Below are 24,648 nucleotides of genomic sequence, written 5' to 3'. Positions count from 1 at the left end.
TCTTGGTCATTTGTTTATAGCCTCACCAGAATAAACTCCTTATAGGTTTGAGTGTTTCTTTTTTAGGCTTTGCCTTCAATAAACCCTCTATTACTTAAAAGAGTTTTAGTATTTACAGGAACTGGAGGAAGCCCTTTAGTTTATTTCGGAAACACCTCTAGTATTTTTTCAGAAGAAAATAGAAAGTTTAAGTGAACAATAGAAGTCAATCAAGGAAACAAAGAAAAAGTATCAGAGAAACTAGGAGGAAATAACAGTTGACAAGTTAGTAAAGATAAATGACAAGAAATAGAGAGTGAAAAATGAAAAACAGTAACTAACGGCAAAACAAGAAATATTTATAAATTAGTTTTCAAAAAGCAATGAATAAAAAATGAAAAGAATATTGACATTAATCATGAATCCATCAGAGAAGTTGTTGGATTATTAAAAGTTAGCTGAGCTGGGGAGGGGCAAGAACCAAAGATTGAGGAAATAACTCCTGAAGAGTCTCAAAACATTTGACTAATTATTGCAAAGGGAGAAAAAACCATTTATTTGATTCCTGCAGTTAGAACCTCTGAGAATCAAAAAGATCAAAAGGCAAAAGAAGTTTGAACAAATGGAGTCACAAACATCGGAGAATGAAAAAATCAAGATTCTGGAGATAGTGGTAAAGAAATAAGTGAGAATTTAAGAGGGTCTTTGAAATCTGGATTTTCAATAGCTAGAAAAGGAAATTTGGACTGCGGAACGGGAGGTCAGATATGAGGACAAAACCAAATGACAGATTACGAAGGGTGAAAAAAATTTAAAGGAATGGGAATGGAAGTTGGAGTGAAAGTCGATAAGACAATAGGATGTTTAACTGGAAAAGGAAATATTTTGTATGAAAATGCCAGCGTAATAGTTGAAGAGGTACAGGTAAGCTGGCTATCTGGAACAGTAAAAATAAGTAAATATTTCCCATTAGACATTGATATCCTCGGGGAACAAGCAAAGTTAAAAAAAGAATTTGAAAATTACAGGAGTCTAATTCAAGAGATAAAGATTGAAGACAAGATCACTGAAGCTATTGGAGTTAGACTAGACCAAGTAGTAATTAGTGAGACTGGGATTGGAGATGGAAGTGAAAGTGAAATAAATTGGGAGCATGTGAGCAGACCTTCTTGAACTAGAGAATTGTTGAAATAAACCTAATTTTTTTGAAAATTATTTGATATCTAGAGGGAAATATCTTGTCTTTTGATTGTTATTCCCACAAGCTTCTCCCCTTCGATCTTTTCCTACCAAAATTCCAGCATTCTTATAAATCACCACATCTCCCTGCTTTCTTCCTCGCTTCTTTTTAACAAAACTAGCAATATCACTACTTCTCCCACCCCTACTCCCTCATCCTAAGCTACTTCCATATCCTTTTCCGCCTCGACCAATTATGAATCCATTATTGAGACTCCCCTTTAATTTTTCGACCTCATCACCTTTCACAGCCCCTAAGATTACTAACTCCATTATTACAAACATCATAAACACCAGTTCAGCAATTACCACTACTTCCTCTGTATGCCCCAAGCTTCCCACTTTCTTTAGAAGCCCTAACAGCCGGAATTAGATAAGTTGACTTTTGCCCTTTAGCAACTATCAATCAAATAGCTTTTGTTTCATCTTCACTCAATTCCTCCAACTTGGCTCCCTCTGTCGTCCGCTTCCCAGTCTTTGACAAGCTAACTTTGAACAAACCAAGTCCCCCTTTGACTGAATTATTTCCCGAAAAACTACTCTCTTCTCGTGTCCATTCTTTCTTGATCATTAACTTATAAATAGTTTTTGCACCTCCATCTTCTACTTTGTTCCAACTACTAAGTTCCAATCCCTGTCACTTTTTCTCTTTTGAGGTTCACTTGCCACCTTTTTGCTCAATCGAGTCCTCTGTCTTTTTACCCTCTCCGTTATCCTTTAGTGTTCATTTGATGTTTTTAATAAAAAATCTCTTTTCGGATGGATGGTTTGATGTTTATAACGGAAGGAAGATAAGGAGTTTAAATAGATGTTGGTTTTTGAAAGGAAGAAGGGGTTGTTAGGAAAGTTTGATTTATGGGTCGTAAAAAAGTTGGGAGTTTTTAAGGGTTGATGATAGTGAGTTTAAAAAAGATGAATCGAGAGTAATTTAAAGGCGGTTTAGAGCGTGAGGGTCCTAAATAAAATTTTTGAAAATACAGGGAAAAGGGTATTCTTTTGCTTTCGGGATTACTAGGAATTAGTCCTAATCTCCTTAGGAAGATTTTAATTGTCGCTAGTAGCGGAGGAAGCCCAGTATTTTATTTTGGGTCCCCTAAAATCTTTAATTTTGGGGCTAATAGAAAAATCAAATGAACACTAAAGGATAACGGAGAGGGTAAAAAGACAGAGGACTCGATTGAGCAAAAAGGTGGCAAGTGAACCTCAAAAGAGAAAAAGTGACAGGGATTGGAACTTAGTAGTTGGAACAAAGTAGAAGATGGAGGTGCAAAAACTATTTATAAGTTAATGATCAAGAAAGAATGGACACGAGAAGAGAGTAGTTTCTTGGGAAATAATTCAGTCAAGGGAGGACTTGGTTTGTTCAAAGTTAGTTTGAAAAAAACAGGGGGTAGAGATATTAGTCAGGTAACACTGGAAGAGATTTCAGCAGAAGAGGCAAAGGCTGTCTGGTTAATTGTCGCTAAAAGTCAAAAGTCAACTTATCTAATTCCGGCTGTTAGAAAATTGTGAGGAAATCTTGGAAGATGACAAAGAAGTGATAATAGTTGTTGAGAAGGGGTAAATGGAGTTTGAAGAGATGGAATAGGTGATCTTAAGAACTGAAAAGATAGTGGAAAATTGGGGGATGGGGAGATCAAGGAATTAACGGAAAGACTTAAGGATGGATTTGTAATTGCTAGAGGTGGAAAAGGTTATGGAGGGAGATTTGGGTGGGGAGGTAATGGAGGCCGAAGTAGTACGATTGATAGTTTTGTTCAGAAAAAAAACGGAAGAAAGCAGGGAGATGTGGTGATTTATAAAAACGCTGGAATCTTGGCGGAAAAAAATAATCGAGGTAAAGTGTGTGCTCAAGAGGATAAAAGTGTAAGATATTTCCCTCTAGAAATCAAGGAATTAGGAGGGACAATTCTAAAAGAGCTGAAGGACAGATCTCAAGCTACATGGTCTGAAGTTAAAGTAAGTGAAAAAATTGAAGAGGTTGGTATCTATAAATGAGAAGAAGTAATGTTCAACGAAACTGGAGTTGGAATCAAGAAAGGAAGTGAACTGAAATGGGGGACCGTGAATAGACTCACTTGAGTTCCAGAATTATTGAAATAAAACCTCAATTTTTTAACTTTTTATTCAAAAACAAAAAACTTTTGATACTGTAATTTCCATTTAGCTAAGAGAGCATTTTTCAGATTCTTTATTGAAATTCCCAAAAAACACAATAATACAAATAAACACAAAATATGTAAAATTTATCTTTTAAAGATAAGATGAGAGGATTAGCAACTTTTCTTGTTAAAGCTTTAACTATTGTAGGGGCCGGTGGAGGCCCCTTAATTCTCCAAGTGTATTCTTCATCTAAAATTGCAGAATTACCAAGAAAATTTCAGTGAACTTTAAACCTGAATTTAAATAGTCAAGGCAGTTCAGGGGGGTCTGTAGAAGCTAAGAAAGCAGAGAAAAGTTATTGACTTGAAGGTTTAAAGAAAGATAAGTGACAAGGAGTAGAACAAAGCAAATGAGGAGAATTATCTGGTAAGACAGCTAGAAGTGCTTATAAATTAGCTTTTAGAAGTTCATGGATTCAAGAAGAAGATGAGAAGCTAGGAGACAAATCAGCTAAAGGAGCTTTAGCTTTAATCAAGGCTAGTTGAGGAGGTTTTGATGGAGAGAAAAGCAAAGAGGTAAGAACAGAAGAAATAGCTGTTGGTGAAGATAAGAGAGTTTGATTGATTATTGCAAAGAGTGAAAGCTCTATCTATTTAATTCCAGCAGTAAGGGCTTCTAGTGAAGGGAGAACAGGATTAGGAGATAGCAAAGCAGATAAGAAAATAAATGAAGAGGGGGTGGTAGATATTGCATCTTGAACAAGGGAATTTGATAAAGAAGACAAATGAGAGGAGGAACATAATAAATGCCTCGAAAAAGAATACAGTTCCGGAATTAGGATAACGAGAGCCAGTAGTCTTGTAAGAAACGAAGAAGGAAAAATAAAAGAGTTAAAGAGAAAAGGTTGAGACATTGTTTACTATGAAGATGGTGTAGAAAAGGAGAAAGGTTTAGCAGTTTATGACAGAGAGAAGACAAAAGGAGAAAAGTTAAGTTTAAATGCTGGAAAAATTACGGGAATGAGGATGAATTTGGGATGCAGGAGGGGAGGAAAGAATAAGAGATATTTCCCATTAGATATCAAAGTATTAGGGGATTCCACAAAATTAAAAGATAAGGAAAATTCTTCTAAAAATCTAAATCAAGAAATAACAATTGATGACAAGATCTCTCAAGTTATAGGAGTCAGATTAGATCAAGTAGTAATTAGTGACACTGGAATAGGTAGTGGAAAGAAAAATGAAATAAAGTGAGGAACTATAAATAAACCTTCTTTAACTCGAGAACTTCTGAAATAGTTTATTTCTTGGTCATTTGTTTATAGCCTCAACAGAATAAACTCCTTATAGGTTTGAGTGTTTCTTGTTTAGGCTTTGCCTTCAATAAACCCTCTACTTCTTAGAAAAGTTTTAGTATTTGCGGGGACTGGAGGGAGCCCACTAATTTACTATGGATCTTCTTCTGACATATTTTCGGAAGGATTAAGGAAATTCAAATTATCTCTTTCATTAGATCTAGAAAATCAAAGTAGCAAGTCAAACTCAGGTACTAAACAAGATGAGACTTGAACACTCAGTAAAGATACTTGACAAGGAATAAGTGAAGAGAAGTGAAAACAATTAATTGAAACTGAAACAAGAAGTATTTATAAGTTATTCATTAAGAGTGAATCAATACAAGGCGAAAGAGCTGAAAAAGGAATTAAAGGATTGATTGGATTGTCAAAAATTAAGTTAGGCTCGGAGGGGGCAAAAGGAACAGTCGAAGAAATAACTAAAGAAGAATCTCAAAACATTTGACTAATTATTGCTAAAGGAGAAAAATCTATCTATTTGATGCCTTCGGTTGTATCAAACCCTCAAGACGTAGGGAGTGGAAGTTCAAATGCAACTGAACAAGAAAAGAAGATTTGAAAGGAAGGAGTAATTGATATTAATGGATGAAAAGCTGGAAATGAGCAGTTTAGTGAATGAGATAAAGCAAAAAATAAGAAGTTACATGAATCAATACAAAAGGGCTTTATAGTTGCTAGAGGTGGTAAATATATGTCCAAAACTAGGAGTGGTGGCACAGGTATGCCGGAACAAGATTATGAGGGGTGACTGAGACTTAAAAATTTTGGAATGAATATAAGTGAAACTATGGGAAATGTTCAAGATGGAGAGGTGTTTTATAACAATACCGGAATAGTTTGGGGAAAGAAGGGAGAACAAAAACTAGGATGATTGGTGATTGAAAAGTGAAATGAACAAAGAGAAAAATATTTCCCTCTAGATATTTTTGTGTTAGGTGATAGCTCAAAAATGAAAAAGAAGTTCGCGGGACACAAAAGTTTGATTCAAGAAATTGAAGTCGAAGACAAGATTAATGAAGCTATTGGAGTTAGACTAGATCAAGTAGTAATTAGTGAAACAGGGATTGGAGAAGGAGAAAAAAATGAAATAAAGTGAGGGACTATAAAAAGACCAACTTGAACTCAAGAGCTATTGAAATAGAACTTTAGATTTTTAGACTAACTAATACTAGGCTTAATTCAAGACACAAATTTTTAGTAATTTAGGAGGTTGAAATGTTAAGAGCGGGTAGAATCAAGAAAAAAAGAGTTAGGTATGTGGGCTTGAAAAGGAATAATTGAAAAAGCAATTGCAATAGTTATTAGCGGAAGTGGAGTCGGGGTGTTGGGAATAAATAATTTGAGCTCGGGGGGGGGAGACAGTAAACAAGTTAGGTCTGTAAATATAAAAGCTGGTTGAGGTAAGGAAATATATAAGAAGGCGGAAAACGAAGATTTAAGCAACTTAAAAGGAAGTAGTGGCGCAAATGGATGAAAGGTGGAGAAAAATGGTAAATATAAGTGAGAAGGGCAGTGAAAGTATTTAGGAGGAGATAGTAAACAGAGCTGATGAATATTAAAGAAAGATGAAAGTGAATGCTGAGGTTTAGTTGTTGAGGGAGCTTGGCAAGGCAATAAATGAAAATGGGGAGGAAGTGATGGAACGAAAAAGTGAAGAAGAATAAAAGGAGAAGTTAAGGAAGATAAATGCAAATTAACACTTTGGAAGAAAAGGTGAATATATGATGGGAGTAAATGAACAAAAGAAGATAATTCTGTAAATTGGTTAAGATAGGAGGTTTCAAGTACAACTACCTATATTCATTCACATTACTGAAATAAATCCTTAATTTTTAGGTTTTTATATATAGAAAAACTGAAACTTAAAATTTCAGTAACAATTTAGGATTTTCATCTTGTCACTTTTAACTATTCTTGCTAAAGGTTTCTCTGGATTAGGAATAGCTTCTACTGTACCACTATCATTTGCTTTTCACAATGAAACATTTACTCTTAAGCCCTCAGTGCAATTAGTTCCCCCCCCGCCACACAAGATAATCAAATTTCTCAACCAAGTAAACCTATGGATGAGATGGCAGAAATTGTTAGACAACAGTCTGTAGGCCAAGAGGTAATAGTTGGTTGTTTTGAAACAACAGGTTCGCAAAAACCACTTTGGACACAATCACTATATGTATGTATCAATTTAAGTGCCGATAAGCCAGAAGCCTTTTGATTCCACTATAACTGAAAGTCTCCTGTCTCTCAACGAGTAAAGCAAATTACAAGTATTAATAAAAAAAGAGCGGGATTTTCAACACTACACTTCTCCGGAGGATCAATTGATATTATGAATAGATTGAGACCTTGAGCTGGAAGCTCATTCAATCCAAGCCAAAATTGTCAAATCACAAAACAAGGTGATAATTATGAATTAACTTGCGGAAATAAACAACCACCATCTAATAAATCTTTTTCCCAAACAATTAAGAGTAGTGATTTCCATAGACCAACAACTCTTTCGCTCTCTTAATCCCTCTAGCTTCAAATAGTTAAAACTCTAGAAGTTTTGGTCTTTTTATTTGAATCCAATGAAATCAAATATTAACTCTCATTTATTAAGAAGAAAAGTAACAACTAAATAGTTTTGTAAAGTACTCTAAACTTTTAAAAAAGCTTATGATGTTACCTATTAAGTATTTTTTTCCTATGATAATTTCGGGATTTGCTGGTGTTTTTGCAGCACAACAATTAAGTAAAAAACCACTGATTACTTATTCAGCAGACAAGATAGAAATTGATGATTCAGTCAAGGTAATTTATAACGATTAGTGTTTTATTAAAGCTTAGAAAAGTAATAATTAGTTTTTCTTTAAATCTTTAGTTAAAAGATTTTCTAGATTCATTATTTGGAGATAATCACCATAAGTTTGAATCTTCTGATGTCTATTATCCTCTTCCCAATACTTTTGACCAACAAATTTCCCCAACTTTTTATCTCAATATGTATTTCTAGAAGATAAGTTCAAAGAATCTTGGTCTAATTCAAGATTTTTAGTTTTATAAGGAAAATAGGGTATTTCCTCATCTTCCTCCAAGATAATTACTGGATATTTATAGCAATTAGATTGAATGGATTTATTCCTTCCCATTTGCCCTTGTAGCTTGTTCTTTAGAAATACTTTTTAGATTCTTTCCTACTTTATTAGTGACTTGTATTAAATCATCTGCTTGACTTCTTTGCCCCCCCCGAGAGTATTTATGTAATCTTGACCTTTAACTAAAAAATAAAAAGGAGAAACAGTTGTCGTTCCTAAAGTAGGACAAGTAAACAATAATTTCAACTTAGACATTTTGAAACTAGCTAATTAGTCTAAAGAAATATCTCTCAACTTAATTTTTAAAGTACCTAAAACAGTATCTGGCGGGATTAAAAGAAACTAAAAATCTAACCTAAACCTTTTTTCAAAACTTCATTATGGTTGAACAGCAAACATTATCAAAATAGCAACGATTAATCCATAGATAGCTACAGATTCGCAAACTGCAGCTCCCACTATAAATTGTTTAAAAATTAAAGCTTCAACTTCTGGGTTTCTAGCTAGTGACTCTACTGCTTTTCCTCCGATATACCCCTGAGCTAAAGCTGCTCCTAAACCAGCAAGTATGGCAACTCCTGAACCAATCCCCTTTCCAATTAATTTTTCATCACCATTAAATAATTGCAAAAAATTGCCCCCCCCAGTTAGTAACCTATCTAAAAAATCTTTCAAACTAACTGACTACTTTATAGAAGAAACGACAATAACTTAATAATTTAAATTTCATAATCCGCACTTAATAGAGCTTTAGGAACCGTGTTTGACCGACCTCCCCCACCCATCTCTGTTAATTTACACTTATCTCAACTAATGCCTCATTTGTTTGTGTTAGGTTGTGGTTTTGTCGCCTCAAAAACACAACTAGAGACATAGATTTTGTCTATTCCAGCAGAATATCAATTTTTTCCTATAGGGTTGAAAAACTTTAATTCAATGGTTTTACTTTCATCGTACTTTGTTCTTGACAAAATATCATGTCTATTGCATCTGACAATTGTGTCATTGTGTTCATATCCTTGAATTTTGTATTTTGGAGAAGGGTCACTTCTTTTAGATACTTCCTTTAATACATAGAACTTTCCATCTTGTTTCGGGCTACATAATATATCTCCTTCTTTTAGCTTGTAACCATCAAAACTCATATTTGCCTTTTCAAAGGTAACAGGCTTATCAACTACCTCCCCCTCCGAGAAGAAACTATCATAAGCAAAACTTAATTCTGGATCAGTTACTTTTGTTCTTGCCATTACAAATCTAGGATTACTTGCCTTTCCGCCTCCAGAAACGGAAGTAGATGGAAGTAAGAAATAAAGTGCACCTGCTACTGGACCACCAACTAATACAGCAGAACCGGTAAATGTAACTAACTTAGCTACTGCCCCTCCCCGCATAGTTTATTTTTTGAGAAAACTATTTATTTAATTTAATATTTTCGAATAGCTTTTTAATCTTCTCTAATCTAAACTTTTTCACAATTTTTCAATCGTAAAAAGGAAAGGGACAATAATAAATTATTTAATTATTGTTCCCTAAAAGAAATTTGATTATTTTTTGTCATCGCGCGAAAAAGGAAAAGATATCAATCAAACATCTCTATCAATTCCCCTTTCATCTTTATGTGTCTTAGTAGTTTTCTTTAGATATATCTTGTCTCCACCATAACTTTTCAAAACTTCTTTAGTAACCACTCCATATTTTTTTGTATCTTCATCTGGAGAAGAAAACTCGTCAATTAACTCTCGTCCCGCCAATCTAACTTTGATTCAGCCACCTATCATATCTGAATTTTTAAAAGTATTCAACCACTTAACTCTCTTTCCTCTACCAGAAAAACAAGCTTTATCTAACCATCCATTATCAGTTATTAAGTAAAATCAATCTTTTCTGGAAGGTAAATTATCTTCTCCCTCAACGGTTAACCTCACCTCAAATCAACTGTGTCCTTGTCCGTCAATTACCGGCTTACTATAGCAAGCATTTAAGGGAGAAAAAGATAAATCCAAATCGGCATTATCAATAATTTCTTGTTCAGATGGCACGACCAGAGGAATAGTTATGGTTCTTAGAGCTTCGGATTTTTTCAATTCATCAAGATTTATCATCAAGAAAATAATTTTTTGGTGTAAGTAATTTTAGTTTTTTGAATTATCTTCCCTCACCTATTCAACTCTTCTTCAACAACAACAGATTTGTATTGTTCTAGATCAACTATATTTTTGGAAAAATTATTTGACTTCAATTTAGCTATGTGTCTTCGATAACGTCTCAAAGAAGAGGGCTTGTGAATTAGCTCTCCTAACTCATATTGTCTGGATGTTTTTCTTTCTTGTGTAATTAAAAAACTTAAGTTAGGTGATCCTATTATTGCCGAAAAGAGATGGTCATTTTTATAAAAACAATAAAGTTTGTCGTGATGTGGAAAATAATCCACCAGTCTTATTTCTCCCATCCCCTTACTTCTTCACTTTTCATTAATTTCAATCGCAAGAAGATATAGATCTTCCCAAAGCCCAATAAATCAATGCATTCCCAAAATTACACAAATGTATTTAATATTTCCTTTCTCCACCAATCGGTCTATTTCTTTCAGAGAGTTGTAACCACAATATGCCACAGAGATTTCTACTTTATCTGCTTTTGCTATTTCTTCTCTAAAACACTCATTAATAGTTCTCTCTCCTTCTTCTGAAAACTCGCTGGAACTATAAGTGACTAGAAAAGTATTGTCCTCCACAGCCAACAATTTGTTATACATTTATTAGCGCAAAATGACAAAAAAGATGAATTTTTAAATTTTTTTTATTACTCAGGGGGCCGGAACAAAAGGGTTTTTTTGAGGTTGGTAAAAAAAAGTTAATCTAAACTTTCAACTCAACACTTTTGTAACCTCAAAAGTTTCTGAATAATTTGCTCATTTCTTTTCTGCAACTCAAAGATAGGCTCACAGAAATTGTTGAATTTATCTATTAATTCTTTGTTTTTTGGTATTTTGACTTTGAAAGTTTTAAATCTACTCAAATCAAAAGCTGTAGTTGCCGTCGACATGTTAATTAATCTTTGTAGAATTCAAATATTTTCCTTGACCAAAAAATAAATAAAAGTTATGGGCAGACTACATTGATGCCCCCCCCACAAGGAAGATTATTAGACAAAGCTCAAAAGTTACTATTGATTGTTAAATCACAGGAATTCACATAAATATTCCCTAGTTGTTTGCTACTAGCGTTGTGTATAAAAATCAAGTCATTCGGAGAGACTATTGAACAATTACCTCTCTTAAAGCCTTGTTCTGTTAACTGTTCTGCAGTATTTCTGACAAACTTAAATTCTTTTTTTGTTATATCTCTGACTTGCAATCAAGGCACTCCGCCCTCTTTACAAAAATAAAGTTCTTCTAGTCATCTGTTAGATCTAGGAGGCCTTCCTCCTCGAATAATTGTGAATAACTCTCCAAAACTTCTCATTTCATAATCCTTTAAATCATCAAACAATATATGGAAGTAAGCTTTCATCTTTCTTTCAAGTAATTCATTAATTCTTTTCTTAACTTCTATATATTTAGTTACTGTTTGGTATTTGTTGACAATCGATTCTTGATCCTTCAACTCCGGCACAAAAATTGGAATTCCTGAGAAATTATCTCAAGATAAGGTGCCTCTGACGGAACCATGACAGGCATATTTCAATCTGTGTTCCATTACTGAATTTTTGAGTAACAAAAGTAAATATTCTCCAACCAATAAAGGATTAGATATTTTGAATACGTTGTAAATATGACTAATTACTATTGGCTCTTCAGATCTGTTGATATCTACTGATAAGTGATTGTTATGTTGAACATTAACTAGATCGACAACAAATTCTCCTTTTTTTGCAATCCATCCAGTTTTTAAGTAGCTTGTACTTGCCTTTCTTTGCGGTTTATCAAGAATTCCTTTACTGTATGAAATCCCAACTAATTTAGTAACTTCTAAATTCTTATTTTTTTGCTTGCAGAGAACAATGTAATCCCCTAATTTACCCTGCATTTTCTGACATTTTCTTGAAACAATCTAATAGCTCTTCAATGATTACAACAGTTGTTTCACTGTAGTTCTCATCTTTGTCATAGAAGTGATATTTATCTATTAGTGAATAAAGATTCATTTTTAGTTTTTCAGCCATTGAGTGTCTTATATTTTTCCCCACAAACTCTTTGATTTCATCTCAAAGGCGATGTATTTCGTGATTTATTTCAAGTAATTTATCTGTTGAAAAACCAAATTGAAATTGGTTATTGAAGTGAGTTAGAAGATCGAAGAAGATTTGTTCTTCTCTTGTTCAATCTTTTGATTCATGCTCTTTAATCTTTTTGTAACCAGCATCAACTAATTCATCTCTTTGTCTATCAAGAGCTTCTAGTTTTTCCTCAAATCTAAATTCATCCATAGCTCTTTTTCTCTCTTCAGGATCCTCAATAGCTTCTAGTTTTTGTTGTTCACTTCAAAGAGTTTCATATTTCTCTTGTAACTTAGCTAACTTCTCAAGGAAATTCTTTCCAAAGAACTTATATGCCTTATAGAGAGCTTCTCCTAAACTCCTAGCTTTATTTAGCTTTTCTTCCCGTGTAATTTCTTTATTCTTGTATTCTTTCTCTGGCGGAAAAGAAACATTTAAATAACCAAATGAGTATTGAGTCATATCTCCGAACTTAAAGACATTTCTCATTTGTTCTGCTATCTCTTGTTTAGTGATGTCAGAGATAGGAGTTCAACTCTTTCTTACACTTCTAGACCAATACTTTCAAACTAATTTATAGAAAGCTCTATCATCTCCTAACTCTCTACTTAATTCAGCATTAGATCAACTGTCATAGAGTTGAATGAACTGTTTGTATAGATCCGCAAATTGTGCCTTAAACTCTTCCCCTTTTCCCTCTACATAGTTAATGACTGTTTGAGATTGCTCTTCCTCTTTCATTTCCAAGAAATCCTCTTTTTTAAAGTCATAGAACAATTTATTTAATAGTTCTAGTTTGTCTCTAGTCTTTGAAATTATTTCCTCTAGAGATTTACCTCCTCTTTCTCCACCCCCTACTTTCTTAAGAGCTTCTTTTCAGTAGCCCTCAATAGGTCAATAAGAGACAATTCTTCCATAACTCTTTCTCATATATTTCCTATTGACTCTTGATACTGCTTGAATAAGAGCTTTATCTTGAAAGATTCTGTCTAGATACATAATGTCTAAACAAGGAACATCAAATCCAGTTAGTCATTTATCACTAACAATAGCTATCTTGAAGTTAGATTTGGAATCTTTAAATACTCTAGCCAATTCCCTTTGATATCTTTCATTACCTATTAGGTCATACATTCTCTTCATATCTTTTTGCATCTCCTCATCTCCTCTCTTTAAATCCTTTTCTGTTCTAGTCATAACTAAGTGAACTTTGGAGTAAGAGTCAGTCGAATCAGACTCATTCTTAAATCATTCTGGTCTTAATTTCTCCATTTCTTTGTAGATAGAGTATCCATTCTCTCTACCATTAGCCACTATCATTGCCTTTCCGCAAACAGTTTCATTCAATCTAAGTCTTTCTTCATAGTGCTCAACTATATCTTTTGTGATTTTTTCTATTCTTTCTTGAATACCAGAGATAGCTCTTAGTTGAGATCTAATCTTTTGATCCTCTTCTATCTTTTCTGCACTTGCACCAGCGTTTCTAGCCTCCTCATATTTCTCAATAATTCTGTTAACAATCTCATCTTGAATACTTAATCAACCTCTACGAGAATCTAGTAGGAGTTGGACAGTGAATCCATCATTAATGGATTCATCCATAGTGTATTTATCTACTATCTCTCCAAATACATCCATAGTTTTGTCTATAGGGGTAGCAGTAAATCCTACATAAGTTGCATTAGGAAGAGATTCATGTAGTCTCTTTGCAAATGGAACAGTTTCTCCCCCTGATTCCTTGAACTCTACATCAAAGTTATGTTGAGATCTGTGCGCCTCATCAGAGATACAAATGATATTGTTTCTGTTAGAGAGAGGCTCTATACTTTCTTCAAACTTTTGTATGTTAGTAATGAATACCCCTCCAACAGTTAGAGTCTTAAGAGAGTTACTTAGTTCAGCTCTACCTTTTATCTCTTTAACATTCTTATCTTGTAAGAAATCTGTAGAGCTTTGAAATAACTTACAGAGCTGTTCACTTATTTCTACTCTGTCAGCTATTAAGAGAATAGAAGGTTTGTTTAATAACTTGGATTTAAGAAGTAGTCTAGAAAGAAATAACATAGTGTAACTCTTTCCACAACCAGTAGAGCCAAAGTAAATACCTCCCTTACCAGATCCTTCCGGCTTTAAGTTACTTTCAATACTCTTAAGCATCTTGAGAGCTCCATAAAACTGTGGATATCTACATATAACCTTCTTTTGTTGTTGGTTGTCATCAGAGAATCAAATGAAGTCTTCAATTACCTTTATGAGTCTTTCTTTATTGAATAACCCTGCAATAGTGATATCTAAGAGATCTTTTTCCTTTGTATTTACAAACTCAGAGATTCTCTTTCAACTAACAAATCTATCTTTTTTTTCTCAACTAACTCCATATTCAACATTTCCAATACCATCACACAACACAGCAAAGGCATTGTATTTAAATAGCTCTGGAATCTCTTTTTGATAGGTTTGTAATTGGTTATGAGCGGTAGTTAAGCCTGTACTGGTATCGCTAGGGGATTTAAGCTCTCAAACAATGAATGGAATTCCATTTATATAAATAACTATGTCTACTCTCCTTTGAGTCTTACCATCAACTGATAGTTGATTTACAACCCTTAAGATATTATTTTCTGGGACTTGAAAGTCTATTAATGAGATAGAGAATACCTCTCCATCTCTTTCTCTTCTGTAAGTTATTCCATTATTTAGTTTTTTGAAGAAGTCTTTATTGAAGTCATAGAAGTTCTTATCTTCTCTCTGAAGATCATCAGCTATATGTCTTATATCTGAGTAGACACCAAAGTAAGTGTCTAACTTAGGATATTTAGGCTTTAAGAAGTTAGTTAAGTCTTCTAATAGAAAGACTTCTGAGTAACTCTCTCTTTTTAGTTCATTACCTCTAGAGTAGAGATATCCTTGAGTCTCAAAGAGAGATACTATATAGTCTTCTAATTCTTCTTCTGTTGTTGGCTTAAACCTAGTATTCTCCGGATCCACTAATTAATAGAAAACACACTCATATAAATTTTCTATAATTCCCTTTAGTTCCTTTATGTTCCTAAAGTCAGTGCCCTTTTGAATCTTTACAGGTTTTGGTGTAACAGGAACTGTAACTCCTGTGTCTTATGTTGTCGGCACTTCTCCTTTTTTCAAAACAATATGACAAAGAAGTGTTAGTTTAACCAAACCTGTATTTAAGTGCACTGGGGGGGGCGAAACTGGCGGGCAAGACAATAACACTTCTTATGGTTTCTATTTATATGTCTTTGATGAAGAGGGGAGTGGCGCCGATAAGAAAGAAAAGATTTGGTTAAAGGTTGTTAATGAAAAGACTGGGAAAACTTTAAGTAAGAGTAAGACGAAGTTTACAGTTGAAAGCACTACCAGCCAAGAAACTTCAAAATCTTCGTCAATGTTAGTAATTCCTACTTCTAATAGTGGTAATTTAATAAAGATGATCAAGTGTTCAGATTTTTTATGGACAAGTACTTCTGGAGGTAGTGGTATAGCAAATACTTACATTCAAACTTCTAAAGATGAGGATCTCTTTACCAAACAAGAAGATTCTTTCTGCAAGAGAAGACTTGGTCTCAAAGAATGTGAAATAATACTTAAATCAGAAAGTCAACTAAAGTGAAATGAAAACAAAGCCCCTAAAGTAATCTATTCAGCTTTCTAAAAAATCTATATTCGTCATTAAGTATCTTTGGGAGCTTAAAATCCTAGAAATTAAAACAGACTTTTAAAACCAGAGAGTGCCCCCCCCGGTTTAAGTAGAGGATTATTTGTTTTAGGTAGCTTAATAAGTCCAACTGTATTTGCAGGATTACACCCAAAGCAAACTAGGATAGTCTCAACAACTGGAGAAGTTAAGGGAGATCTTTGAAGTGAAATAAGAGTTGGACCTTGGTTTAATGGGTGAAGAATGAGGGAAGGGGCAGCTTCTCAAACAAGGAATATGTCTTATTCATATGGATATGTTGTGAGAATGGAAGGGAGTGAATATGCAAGACAAGAAAAAAGAACAATTGAGAATGAAACATTTGATATCAAAGGAACTCTAGATGGAAAGTTGACTTTGATTGAAACACAATTAGGACCTAGGGGAGAAGGAGATAAATCAAGACTCGCCGGTAAAAGTCGAATCAAACCAGTTATCGGGGGATTCACTAAAAAGAAATTCTTTTTAATTGGGGTTGGGAAAAACAATCAGGTTGAGTTTGAAGCTTTAGTGAGTATTGTTGATGGTTCACAAGGAGTTAATTGACCTTGCTTAAAAGATGTTTTAAAGGTTCAATTAAAAAACAATACACAAGATGTGCAAAAGCTTAGAGATAAATTTGGACAAACTGGATTATTTTGACCAAACAACAATAATGGCAGATTATCTTTGGGCGGACAAATAGCTTTTGGAAATTGTGCTAAAGAATTTTATAAGGACAAAAATAAAGAAACAAGCAGTAATTTTGTAGTTGTGGAAAAACTACAAAAAGAAGATAAGCAAATTGGATTACAAGAATTAAAAATCGATGGAGGTATGAGTATCGCAATTGCAGTAGGTATGAAGAAAAAGAATGGTTCAAGAGGTCAGGAAGAAGAGATAATTGCCCCAGGAGTATTAGTTAAAGAGAAATTTACAAATGGAAGAACTTTGTGGGCAGGCTTGCAGGGAGATGGAGTGGTAGTTAAAGTTCCTCAACAAACAAGAACAAAAAAGATTGGACAGGGAACAATTGTATTGCATGATTGAAGATCGGCGGACACCGAGAACAGCACAAGTAGTTTGTATAAGAACAATTCAGAAGAGACAAAGGATGGTTTTGCTAAAAAAATTACATTAAGTGGCGATAAAAGAAGATATTTCCTTTGAGATCCTAGTTACACAAATATAAAGAATGGAAAACTAATAACGAAGGATGGAGAAAAAATTCCTTGAGCAACGGATATTCAAATACCTTTCAACTCCAGTCTAATTAAATAATCTGAAAATTTATACTTGTAATTCTTTAAGAGAGTAGTGTATTGTCGGCTTTTCCTCTGCACCTTCACAAAAAATTTGTTTAATTCCAGAAAATCCAACTCTACACTTGTCTTTTAAATTCACTCCATTTAAAAAATTCCAATTGCGATTAGACAAATTAATTGTTTCTAGAGAGTTAGAACCATCAGACTCTAAGAGCGCCAGACTAAGCTTGATAGGAACTTGTTCAGAATCAACTTTTACAAGACTTACTTCTTTGGGCAATTCAGAAGAACCCTTCACTCACAAAAAGAAATCAGTTTGTGTTTTGGTATTTGAAGGGTTGTGACAAGCTAATAATCTTCTATCACTACCTCCATCTGAATCTTCACTATCTTTTTCACTATTTCCTTCTATCACTACTAAACAATTGTCAAAATCTGATTGTTTAGATAACTTCAATTCCTTGGAATTACTTCCACTTTTTGCAATTGAATATATGCTACAGGACCAATAACTGAAGTAGAAGCTACAATTCCAAGAGAACCTTTAACAAATCCTGAAAGAAGTAAAGAAATTAATTAAAAAATATTTATATTTTTCAAGAAATCAGGAGATTTTACTTTCATTTCTATCAATAATCTCTTTGAAACTTGAATTGTATAAATATAAGAAATTTATTTTTTACTATTTTTCTTTAAAAGTGAAAATAATAAAATCCTTGTTTATTAGTTTGAAATACTTTAGTAAGAGTTAAATATGTCCTTTGCAATTGGACTATTAGGTAAAGCTTTAGTAGTTGGTACAGCTGGTGTAGGAATTATGGTTCCAGTCGCAAGAGCTCTTAGACCAGCTGTTGAAAGAGTTAAGTTAGAAAAGCAAGAAGATTTGAAAAATCTTTGCTTGATAGTTTTGCAAGGAGATGGACAAGAAACTCAAGAAGCTCAACAAGCAAAACATAATAAAAAATTACTAGCTTGTCAAAGAGACAATAACCCCGAAACAACAGAGTTTTTCTTTTATGACAGCTCAAAAAGCTTTAATGTTTCTAACTTAAAAACAGTTCGCCATTTAGAAACCACTTCAGGAAGTACAGAAGTTTCTTTAGTTTTTGAGGGAAGTGAAGAAGTCGAACAAAAAGAAACAATCAAGAATATTCAAAAACAAACCTGAACTCCTTTACATGGAATAAATCTAAAAGAGCAAACAAAAATAAATTTGAAGGAGAAAAAAATCTATTTTACAGATAACTGAATAGAAAGGGACCTCCCTTTAACAACTTGAAGTGATTCTGAAACCGGACCCAGTAGTTAGTAAATAACAGCAGTTTTAAGCTCTAAAATTTTGGTTTAGTAGTCAAGAGTAGGCTTCTCCATTGAAAGTACCAACCCTCAGCAAAGGATTAATTTATCTAGGGGGGTTAGGAAGTCCTTCTATGTATTTTGGTAGTAATTTATCTTCTTGAGGGGGAGCAGAAGGAAGAGTAACTGAATTAACTTCTAATTACAAAGGAGATAACTGACAAGGAGGAACTGTTACACCTACCTTTGACTCTTGGTGATTAAGTGGAGGATTTAAAAAACCAGTTAAGTATTCATATAGTTACATAGCAAGACCGACAAATACAGATTATTTCAATTCCACACTTTCTAAATACACCAAGAAGAACTCAAGCGAAGTAGAAGGAGAGCTTAAGTTAGTAGAAAAAGTAGGCTCTAAAAATACTTCAGAATCCCTTAATGGATTAACTACCAAGAAGTTCATTCTTGTTGGAGTTAACAGAAATAGCAAAGAAGTAGAACTTACCGGCTTAGTGTCGTTAGTGAAAGTTGGTCACAAAGGAATTCAGAAGAACTGTAATTCAAAAACTGAACAACAAAAAGCAATAGAAGGTGGATATTGCGATCATGTTTTCTTTAAGAAGTATTATTCAGAAAGTGAAAAACCAGGTTTTATTGAAAAACAACTAAAAAACAGTAGTGATAAACAGGTTGGTGTTCTAGGCTTTAAGTTACAAACAGATGCAACTTTAAGTGTTATTTTTGAAGGAGGTAAATTAAATGGAACGACAGAGGGAGGGGGTGGTAATGAAACCAGATGATCAAGAAGTGGTTTAGTAAAAGTAACTTACAAAAAAGACAGTGTCGCTGGAAGGACAACCACGGAAAGGCTTTTTGTCGGACCACCAACAAGTGGTGGCAAAAAATACCCTCGTCCATATGTAGTTATTCATGATTTGATATTCACTAAAGGATCAATAGTGGGAGAAAAATGAAAAGGCGCGGAAGGAGGGAATAAGAGTTTTATAGAGTTAGGAAAAAGCGACACAGGTTCTTCTAATCATTTCGCACTCGCGAGCTCTCCATCAACCATCCAACTAGATACCAAAAGACAATACTATTTGTGAGATCCTGACTACACACATATAAAAAATGGAAAGTTAGAAACTAAAAATGGTGACAAACTTCCTTGAAATGTTCATTTTGAACTCCCTTATAAAACTGAATTAGTTAAGTAAGAGCCCTTAAAGCCTTTTTAAAATATGGAAATAAGTTTCAGATTTACTAAATCCCAGCAATGTCGCTTCCTCTAGATCTTTTAGGAAAAGCAATTGTTGCACTAGTTGCTAGTGCAGGAGTTGCTATTCCAGTTTCACATGCACTTAAAAGCACTTCAGTAGAAAGAGTTAAGTTGAAAGACTTAGAAGATTTAAAAAAGTCTTGTCTAATAGTTCTTCAAGGAAGCGCAAAAGAACAAGTCCCACCAGAACCAGAAAATAAAAATAGAAAATTATTGGCTTGTCAAAGAGACAAAAATCCTTGAACCACGGAATTCTATTTTTATGACAGTTCAAGCCCCTTTGATCTCTCTAAGTTAAAGAAAGTTAAAAGTATAGACACAAATTCTGGAGATATTACAGAAGTTACTTTGATTCTTGAAGGGGATGATTTTTCTACAGGAGAAAAGAAGGAAATAATAAAAGATAACACAAGAAATAATAGAAATACTTGAACTTCTTTGAGAGGAATAGATCTTAAAGAGAAAACTACAGTAGATATGCGGGAGAAAAAAATGAAATTTGAAGATAACTTAAAAGAGACAAATTGTACTTTGGAAGAATTGAAATAATAAATTTTTATTTTTAATAAATAAGTACTAAGTAATTTATTTAAGGTTTTATTTAATTAATTCACTAGTTCAAGTAGGTCTTTTTAAGTTTCCTCATTTTATTTCTCTTTCTACACCGCCACCAATTCCAGTCTCACTAATAACAACTTGGTCTAATCTAACTCCCACAACTTGAGTAATTTCATCATCTATTTCTATTTCTTGTACTAGTCTCTTATTATCTTTATGTTTGTCTTTTAATGATTGATTCTCCCCCATCACTTGAATATCTAATGGGAAAAATTTTTCTCTCGTGTTATTAAATTGTTCCACTACAAGAGCCAAACCTAACCCCAAGTTAACTTCTTTCTCCCCTCGTTTCCCCAACACTATACCAGCATTTTGATAATAAAAATCTCCTTCCGCGTGTTGTTCAATCCTTACATGAGCACGCATACCTGAAATTTTCCCTCCTCATCAATATTCAAATTCTCTTAACCTTTCTGATTCATTTTTTTCAATCACTCCATTAACAACATTCCCTCCGGCTCTAGCTACTATAAAACCACCCTTTAATGATTTTTGAATTTCCCCATCTCTCCCGACATCCCATTCTTTTGCTTGTCGATCATTCCACTTTCAACTTGCAACATCAACCCCATTCGTCCAAATCTCTTTTTCCCTCTCTGTTGCTTTCAAGTTGTTTCCGGCATCAGATTCTTCGGACAACACAGCTGGCATTAAATATATTGACTTCTTGCCTTTAGCAATAATTAAATAAACCTTTTTAGCCTCTTCTTTTGTTATTTCTTCTATTTTTACTTTCGCGCTACCACTCATTTCCTTTTCTGAACTAATCTTTGCTAACCCAATAGACCCTTTAATTCCTTTGCCGTTTTTTATTTCACCTTCTTTTTGTATTACTTCGCTCTTAAAAAATAATTTGTAAATATTTCTTCTATCTTTACCAGTAAATAATTTTTCTATTTCTTCATCTGTGTACAGCCCTTGTCATCTATGTTTTCTCGATGAAACAAGATATTTGTTAGACTCCCTTTTTCAAGTTAAAATGCTTGGCGATTCTTGATTATCTTCTCAATTTAATAGTCACTTAAATTGTCTCTGTTCTTTTGTGACGGTGTCAGGAGAAATTCCATAAAAGGTTAGGGGAACACCAAAACTTGTTGTCGAAACTATAAATAGCTTTAATAAGCTTGACAGCTTAATTAATCGATAACTATCAGATTAAATTTTTCTACCCAATTTTAAATTTTTGATTAATCAAAAGAGTCATGTTACTTACTCCAATACTTATCGAACAATGTTCTTCACAAACACTAATTTAACTTTCTAGTAAATATCTTTTTATTAATAATCTCCTCTTCTTTTTCTAATAATTTACGTAACTTATAGATTTCCTCTTCTAGCGCTTGTTGATACTCAAAGATTGGCTCACAAGTTCTATTAAATTCAATTATTTTGTTTGTAGGGTGAATTTGAAAATCAATATTTCTTAATTGCGGAAGAGTGATAGTTCTACTGCTAGTGGTTGCAGTGGGAATATTTTTTATTAAGTGATTAAAGTGTTCCTTTATTAAGCAATAACTGTAAGGAATTTCTAGAACATTTAACAGAGGAGCAAAAGCAATTAAGTTGTAGTTTTTTAAAAATTCTTCACAACCAAGTCACAAGTGTAGAAAGTGCTCTCTTTCTTCATCCTCATAAACCTTTTTAGAAAGAAGTAATTTATTTGCTTTACAAAATTTTTGATTGTACATATCACATTTGTGGTTAATTATTAAATCTTTTAGGTTAGAAAAAATAAATTTGCCACACGGATCTTTTAAATCTAGCTTTAAATAGCTTGTTTCTTCTTTTTTGTCTTCTACAAAAAGCTCTTTGAAATTTTTACTTATTAGATCTTCAACGGGAGATAAAGAATGAAAATAATACTTCATTCATTTTTCTAATTCTTGATTAATAGCTTGTTTTGCAGAAATTAATTCTTCAATTGACTCTCACTTTTTAATGCACTCCCTCTGGCTGTCTAAGCTCGGAATATTTAATTCAAGTTCAATAAATTCTTCTCAAAAAACCTTGTCAATGGCATTAAGTGCTTTTTTCTTTCTTCAGATTAGACCAGAGAGCTTGTCATCAAATAATTGACCAGTAATTATTAATTTCAAAAATTTACTGTCTAAGGATTCCCCTCAAGCCCTAAACACATAGTTGTCTGGGTGAGTTATTGCCATTTCTTCTCCTTCGTACATCGCAATTGCAAATTTATGTCTATTTTTCCCTAGGGAATGTAGATTAATAACTACATCCCCTTTATCTACTGTCAAGTAGTCTCTTTTCTCTTTTTCTCCCACAGAGTTTGAATCTGAGAAAGAAAATGTTCTATCAAACGTAGGTTCTATTATTTTTGCGGAAAAGCCTCCGTAATTTAGAACTTTACGTCTAGAAACATAATTTCCTAGAGTATTTGGCTCGGGACTTCAAGTTTGTTTCTTTTTGTTTCGGGGAGTGTATCCAGCAATAATCACATCACTCTGTTTCTTTATTGGTGGGGAATAATATCTCGATTTATTGAATGTCGCTTGAGATTTTGTTGAATAAGACTTGGAGTTTGAGCTTTCATACTTTTTGTATTGGGCTTGTCCTGTTGAAAAATTCTGCCTTGGAGGAGTTGAATAAGAATTTAGATTTGGTTTAGGTTTTGTTGTGTAGTTAGTATTTACAAAATTTTTTGAAGAGTAATTAGAGAAGTCGGTTTTGGGTTTATAAGTTTGTGTTTGGCTATAGCTAGATGTTGAAGTAAATTTGTATTTATTTGTCTGGTAAGAAGAATTTGTGTAACTCTTGTTGTAAGTGTTATTCTGGTTGTAGTTAGGATTCTGTGCAGGCTTTAAATAAACCTGACTCTTAAGAGAATAATTATTTTGGATTTGTTGGGCTTTTTGCACTACAGGAGAGTAATTCCTTTTATTCGATGTCCCCTTTCCCTTGTCTTTAAGAAATTGAAATTTAGAGAATATATCTTTGAATTTCATTCTCTAAGACCTTCTTAAGAATTCTTGAACTCTCCTCTTCTTTTCTTCTTCAGTCTCAAAAAGAATTAATAGATTTCTTTCTATTTCCTTTTTCTTTTCAATCAAACTACTCAAGTCTTGTTTTTCTTCACCGGAATCATATAAGAGATATTTGTCAAGAAATAAAGAGTAATCTGTTTCTCTTATTTCTTGTAAAGTAACACGTTTGTGTCTTATTTTCTCAATATCTTCCATTTCTGAGCCAGAAAATTCATATCTTCAAGATTTAAAGGTGGCAACAATTTTTGAAATATCTTCTAAAGATAGTTGCAAGTCCCCCTCCACCTTTATTCCTGCTATTTTTCTTGCATCAATAAATAACACTTCTCCCCCTCTATCTCTAAAAGTTCTTTCTTGACCTTGGAACTTAATTGTTCTTCTATTTTTGTTGTTATTAATTACCAAAATAGATAGTTGCTTATCGTCGTTGTAGACAATTCTCTTCGGTAGTAAGATAACCGCTTCCACCAGATCTTCTTCAATGATTTTTTGTCTAATTCTTTTTTCATCCCCAAGACTATACAACGACCTTTGAGGAAAAAACAAAGCGGCAATTCCATTTCGAGAAAGTTTGTGAATTATGTGTGTCACTCAAGCATAGTTGGCATTATTTGCTGGTGGAATTCCATACTTCTCTCATCTTTCATCCTCAATTAAGCCAGCTTCACTTCTTCAATCGGGTTGATTGGCAGGCGGGCTCGTAACAATGTAATCTACTTTTCCTGCTAAGTCAAGGTGTTGATCATTGTGGAAGGTACAAGCCGGCTCTTTCGAAAAGAGTTCCGCTCCATTAATAGCAAAGTTAATTTTTGCTAACTTTTGCATTGGCTCAGATAATTCTTGCCCATAGAAAGAAACATCATCCAGATGTTCTTGATCTTTTTTGATATATTTGGCAGCCTCCAATAACAAGCTAGCAGTTCCGAAACAAGGATCATAAATTCTTCCCCTATCTGGCTCTAATAGGGCAACTAGCAGCTTGGATGCAGTAAGTTCTGTGTGTTTGTAGTCTTTTTCTACTTTTCCGGCCTTTTTAGCAAACTCATTCAGTAGTTCTTGGAATTTTTGAATAAATCTCTCCTCACTCTCTTCTGCACCATACATTCCCTCCACAACATCCATTAGAGTGTTTAAATTCCCTTTTTGTAGTTTTGAGTGAGTGAAACAATTTCTTCTTATTACCCCTTCTAGTCTTGGATCTTCTTCTTGAATTAATTCAAAGGCTTCATCTAAGCAAACCCCCAAATGAGCTTCCTTGGATTTCTCTCTGATTTCAGCTCATCTGGCTTCTTTAGGTAAATAAGTAATACCATCCGAAAGATAAGAAATACTTTCCTCTAACTCTTCTTCCCTGCCCTCTTGTTTTATCTTTTCCCTCTGACTTTTGAATCTTCCATCTAAGTGTTTCAAGAGAAATAAGCTAGTAATTATCTCTCCGTATTCAAAGATTCCCAAAGAACCTTGAAAATTCATTAATTTCTCAAACCACTGTTTAGTTGTAAAAATGCTAGACATCTTAATTAA

Annotated in this window: 28 protein-coding genes; 12 read left to right on the top strand and 16 right to left on the bottom strand. The window is 33.6% G+C overall.

The genetic code is table 4. The features are described 5' to 3' along the window. Window positions 1-69: 69 nt before the first annotated feature. Window positions 70-1,173 carry a hypothetical protein gene (locus WEN_RS02640; RefSeq protein ID WP_014850006.1) on the top strand — a complete coding sequence of 368 codons (1,104 nt, stop codon included), beginning with the start codon at window positions 70-72 and terminating at the stop codon, window positions 1,171-1,173. An 18-nt stretch (window positions 1,174-1,191) separates the two neighbouring features. On the opposite strand, the gene WEN_RS03880 is transcribed toward WEN_RS02640, so the two are convergent. Together WEN_RS03880 and WEN_RS03875 are read right to left on the bottom strand one after the other, a co-directional pair. Continuing rightward, window positions 1,192-1,467: a hypothetical protein gene (locus WEN_RS03880; protein WP_014850005.1), complete on the bottom strand. Its 276-nt coding sequence runs from the start codon at window positions 1,465-1,467 to the stop codon at window positions 1,192-1,194. After that, the gene (locus WEN_RS03875; protein ID WP_014850004.1) at window positions 1,424-1,849 is read right to left on the bottom strand and encodes a hypothetical protein; all 426 of its coding nucleotides are present in this window, start codon (window positions 1,847-1,849) and stop codon (window positions 1,424-1,426) included. Before WEN_RS03875 ends, WEN_RS03880 begins: the two co-directional genes overlap by 44 nt. A 365-nt stretch (window positions 1,850-2,214) precedes the next feature. On the opposite strand from WEN_RS03875, the gene WEN_RS02625 reads away from it, so the two are divergent. From WEN_RS02625 to WEN_RS02610, 4 genes are all read left to right on the top strand, one after another. Further along, window positions 2,215-3,321 (top strand): hypothetical protein, encoded by a 1,107-nt coding sequence (locus WEN_RS02625; protein ID WP_014850003.1) that lies wholly within the window; start codon window positions 2,215-2,217, stop codon window positions 3,319-3,321. 161 nt (window positions 3,322-3,482) lie between these two features. Beyond that, window positions 3,483-4,619 carry a hypothetical protein gene (locus WEN_RS02620; protein ID WP_014850002.1) on the top strand — a complete coding sequence of 379 codons (1,137 nt, stop codon included), beginning with the start codon at window positions 3,483-3,485 and terminating at the stop codon, window positions 4,617-4,619. Window positions 4,620-4,694: 75 nt separating this feature from the next. Then, window positions 4,695-5,816 (top strand): hypothetical protein, encoded by a 1,122-nt coding sequence (locus tag WEN_RS02615; RefSeq protein ID WP_014850001.1) that lies wholly within the window; start codon window positions 4,695-4,697, stop codon window positions 5,814-5,816. Window positions 5,817-5,930: 114 nt separating this feature from the next. After that, a complete protein-coding gene (locus tag WEN_RS02610; protein WP_014850000.1) occupies window positions 5,931-6,449 on the top strand; it encodes a hypothetical protein in 519 nt (172 codons plus the stop codon). 66 nt (window positions 6,450-6,515) lie between these two features. Here the strand turns inward: WEN_RS02610 and WEN_RS02605 are convergent, their stop codons facing one another. Next, the gene (locus WEN_RS02605; protein ID WP_238530689.1) at window positions 6,516-6,716 is read right to left on the bottom strand and encodes a hypothetical protein; all 201 of its coding nucleotides are present in this window, start codon (window positions 6,714-6,716) and stop codon (window positions 6,516-6,518) included. 30 nt (window positions 6,717-6,746) lie between these two features. Here WEN_RS02605 and WEN_RS02600 point away from each other — a divergent pair, with 30 nt between their 5' ends. Further along, on the top strand, window positions 6,747-7,187 hold the full coding sequence (locus WEN_RS02600; protein ID WP_148268003.1) for a hypothetical protein: 441 nt from the start codon (window positions 6,747-6,749) through the stop codon (window positions 7,185-7,187). Window positions 7,188-7,333: 146 nt separating this feature from the next. After that, window positions 7,334-7,486: a hypothetical protein gene (locus WEN_RS03760; RefSeq protein ID WP_158308825.1), complete on the top strand. Its 153-nt coding sequence runs from the start codon at window positions 7,334-7,336 to the stop codon at window positions 7,484-7,486. A 29-nt stretch (window positions 7,487-7,515) separates the two neighbouring features. Here the strand turns inward: WEN_RS03760 and WEN_RS02595 are convergent, their stop codons facing one another. From WEN_RS02595 to WEN_RS02565, 9 genes are all read right to left on the bottom strand, one after another. Next, complete coding sequence (locus tag WEN_RS02595) at window positions 7,516-7,806, bottom strand: hypothetical protein (protein ID WP_014849997.1); 291 nt, start codon at window positions 7,804-7,806, stop codon at window positions 7,516-7,518. Window positions 7,807-7,872: 66 nt separating this feature from the next. Further along, window positions 7,873-8,007 (bottom strand): hypothetical protein, encoded by a 135-nt coding sequence (locus WEN_RS03940; protein ID WP_274506127.1) that lies wholly within the window; start codon window positions 8,005-8,007, stop codon window positions 7,873-7,875. 123 nt (window positions 8,008-8,130) lie between these two features. Beyond that, a complete protein-coding gene (gene atpE / locus WEN_RS02590; RefSeq protein ID WP_014849996.1) occupies window positions 8,131-8,427 on the bottom strand; it encodes an ATP synthase F0 subunit C in 297 nt (98 codons plus the stop codon). 44 nt (window positions 8,428-8,471) lie between these two features. Continuing rightward, the gene (locus WEN_RS02585; protein ID WP_014849995.1) at window positions 8,472-9,146 is read right to left on the bottom strand and encodes a hypothetical protein; all 675 of its coding nucleotides are present in this window, start codon (window positions 9,144-9,146) and stop codon (window positions 8,472-8,474) included. Between the two features lie 153 nt (window positions 9,147-9,299). After that, window positions 9,300-9,857, bottom strand: coding sequence for an NgoFVII family restriction endonuclease (locus tag WEN_RS02580; protein WP_043911391.1), 558 nt, complete (start codon window positions 9,855-9,857; stop codon window positions 9,300-9,302). Beyond that, the gene (locus tag WEN_RS02575; RefSeq protein WP_083838601.1) at window positions 9,851-10,510 is read right to left on the bottom strand and encodes a restriction endonuclease PLD domain-containing protein; all 660 of its coding nucleotides are present in this window, start codon (window positions 10,508-10,510) and stop codon (window positions 9,851-9,853) included. Before WEN_RS02575 ends, WEN_RS02580 begins: the two co-directional genes overlap by 7 nt. 98 nt (window positions 10,511-10,608) lie before the next feature. Next, a complete protein-coding gene (locus WEN_RS03655) occupies window positions 10,609-10,800 on the bottom strand; it encodes a restriction endonuclease subunit S domain-containing protein (RefSeq protein WP_014849994.1) in 192 nt (63 codons plus the stop codon). A 56-nt stretch (window positions 10,801-10,856) separates the two neighbouring features. Next, on the bottom strand, window positions 10,857-11,783 hold the full coding sequence (locus WEN_RS02570; protein ID WP_014849993.1) for a restriction endonuclease subunit S: 927 nt from the start codon (window positions 11,781-11,783) through the stop codon (window positions 10,857-10,859). Continuing rightward, complete coding sequence (locus tag WEN_RS02565) at window positions 11,773-14,961, bottom strand: type I restriction endonuclease subunit R (RefSeq protein ID WP_014849992.1); 3,189 nt, start codon at window positions 14,959-14,961, stop codon at window positions 11,773-11,775. Before WEN_RS02565 ends, WEN_RS02570 begins: the two co-directional genes overlap by 11 nt. A gap of 70 nt (window positions 14,962-15,031) precedes the next feature. On the opposite strand from WEN_RS02565, the gene WEN_RS02560 reads away from it, so the two are divergent. Together WEN_RS02560 and WEN_RS02555 are read left to right on the top strand one after the other, a co-directional pair. Beyond that, window positions 15,032-15,643: a hypothetical protein gene (locus WEN_RS02560; RefSeq protein WP_043911389.1), complete on the top strand. Its 612-nt coding sequence runs from the start codon at window positions 15,032-15,034 to the stop codon at window positions 15,641-15,643. A gap of 246 nt (window positions 15,644-15,889) precedes the next feature. Next, window positions 15,890-16,945 carry a hypothetical protein gene (locus WEN_RS02555; protein ID WP_014849990.1) on the top strand — a complete coding sequence of 352 codons (1,056 nt, stop codon included), beginning with the start codon at window positions 15,890-15,892 and terminating at the stop codon, window positions 16,943-16,945. Between the two features lie 9 nt (window positions 16,946-16,954). Here WEN_RS02555 and WEN_RS02550 read toward each other — a convergent pair whose 3' ends face one another. Further along, window positions 16,955-17,386, bottom strand: a complete 432-nt coding sequence (locus tag WEN_RS02550) for a hypothetical protein (RefSeq protein WP_014849989.1) — start codon at window positions 17,384-17,386, stop codon at window positions 16,955-16,957. Between the two features lie 297 nt (window positions 17,387-17,683). On the opposite strand from WEN_RS02550, the gene WEN_RS02545 reads away from it, so the two are divergent. The 3 genes from WEN_RS02545 to WEN_RS02535 all read left to right on the top strand — a co-directional run bounded on the left by WEN_RS02545 (window position 17,684) and on the right by WEN_RS02535 (window position 20,053). Then, window positions 17,684-18,238 carry a hypothetical protein gene (locus WEN_RS02545; protein WP_014849988.1) on the top strand — a complete coding sequence of 185 codons (555 nt, stop codon included), beginning with the start codon at window positions 17,684-17,686 and terminating at the stop codon, window positions 18,236-18,238. Between the two features lie 61 nt (window positions 18,239-18,299). Next, on the top strand, window positions 18,300-19,442 hold the full coding sequence (locus WEN_RS02540; protein WP_014849987.1) for a hypothetical protein: 1,143 nt from the start codon (window positions 18,300-18,302) through the stop codon (window positions 19,440-19,442). A 59-nt stretch (window positions 19,443-19,501) separates the two neighbouring features. Then, a complete protein-coding gene (locus WEN_RS02535; RefSeq protein WP_014849986.1) occupies window positions 19,502-20,053 on the top strand; it encodes a hypothetical protein in 552 nt (183 codons plus the stop codon). A gap of 48 nt (window positions 20,054-20,101) precedes the next feature. On the opposite strand, the gene WEN_RS02530 is transcribed toward WEN_RS02535, so the two are convergent. The 3 genes from WEN_RS02530 to WEN_RS02520 form a co-directional block, all read right to left on the bottom strand. After that, window positions 20,102-20,872, bottom strand: a complete 771-nt coding sequence (locus WEN_RS02530) for a hypothetical protein (RefSeq protein WP_014849985.1) — start codon at window positions 20,870-20,872, stop codon at window positions 20,102-20,104. A 497-nt stretch (window positions 20,873-21,369) separates the two neighbouring features. Further along, on the bottom strand, window positions 21,370-23,085 hold the full coding sequence (locus WEN_RS02525; RefSeq protein ID WP_014849984.1) for a restriction endonuclease subunit S domain-containing protein: 1,716 nt from the start codon (window positions 23,083-23,085) through the stop codon (window positions 21,370-21,372). A gap of 3 nt (window positions 23,086-23,088) precedes the next feature. Next, on the bottom strand, window positions 23,089-24,639 hold the full coding sequence (locus WEN_RS02520) for an N-6 DNA methylase (RefSeq protein WP_014849983.1): 1,551 nt from the start codon (window positions 24,637-24,639) through the stop codon (window positions 23,089-23,091). Window positions 24,640-24,648 lie beyond the last annotated feature (9 nt).

The organism is Mycoplasma wenyonii str. Massachusetts (assembly GCF_000277795.1).
GTDB classification, from domain to species: domain Bacteria; phylum Bacillota_I; class Bacilli_A; order Mycoplasmatales; family Mycoplasmoidaceae; genus Eperythrozoon_A; species Eperythrozoon_A wenyonii.
The sequence above is the reverse complement of the archived record's forward strand: the minus strand, read 5'-3'. Positions and strand labels throughout refer to the sequence as shown.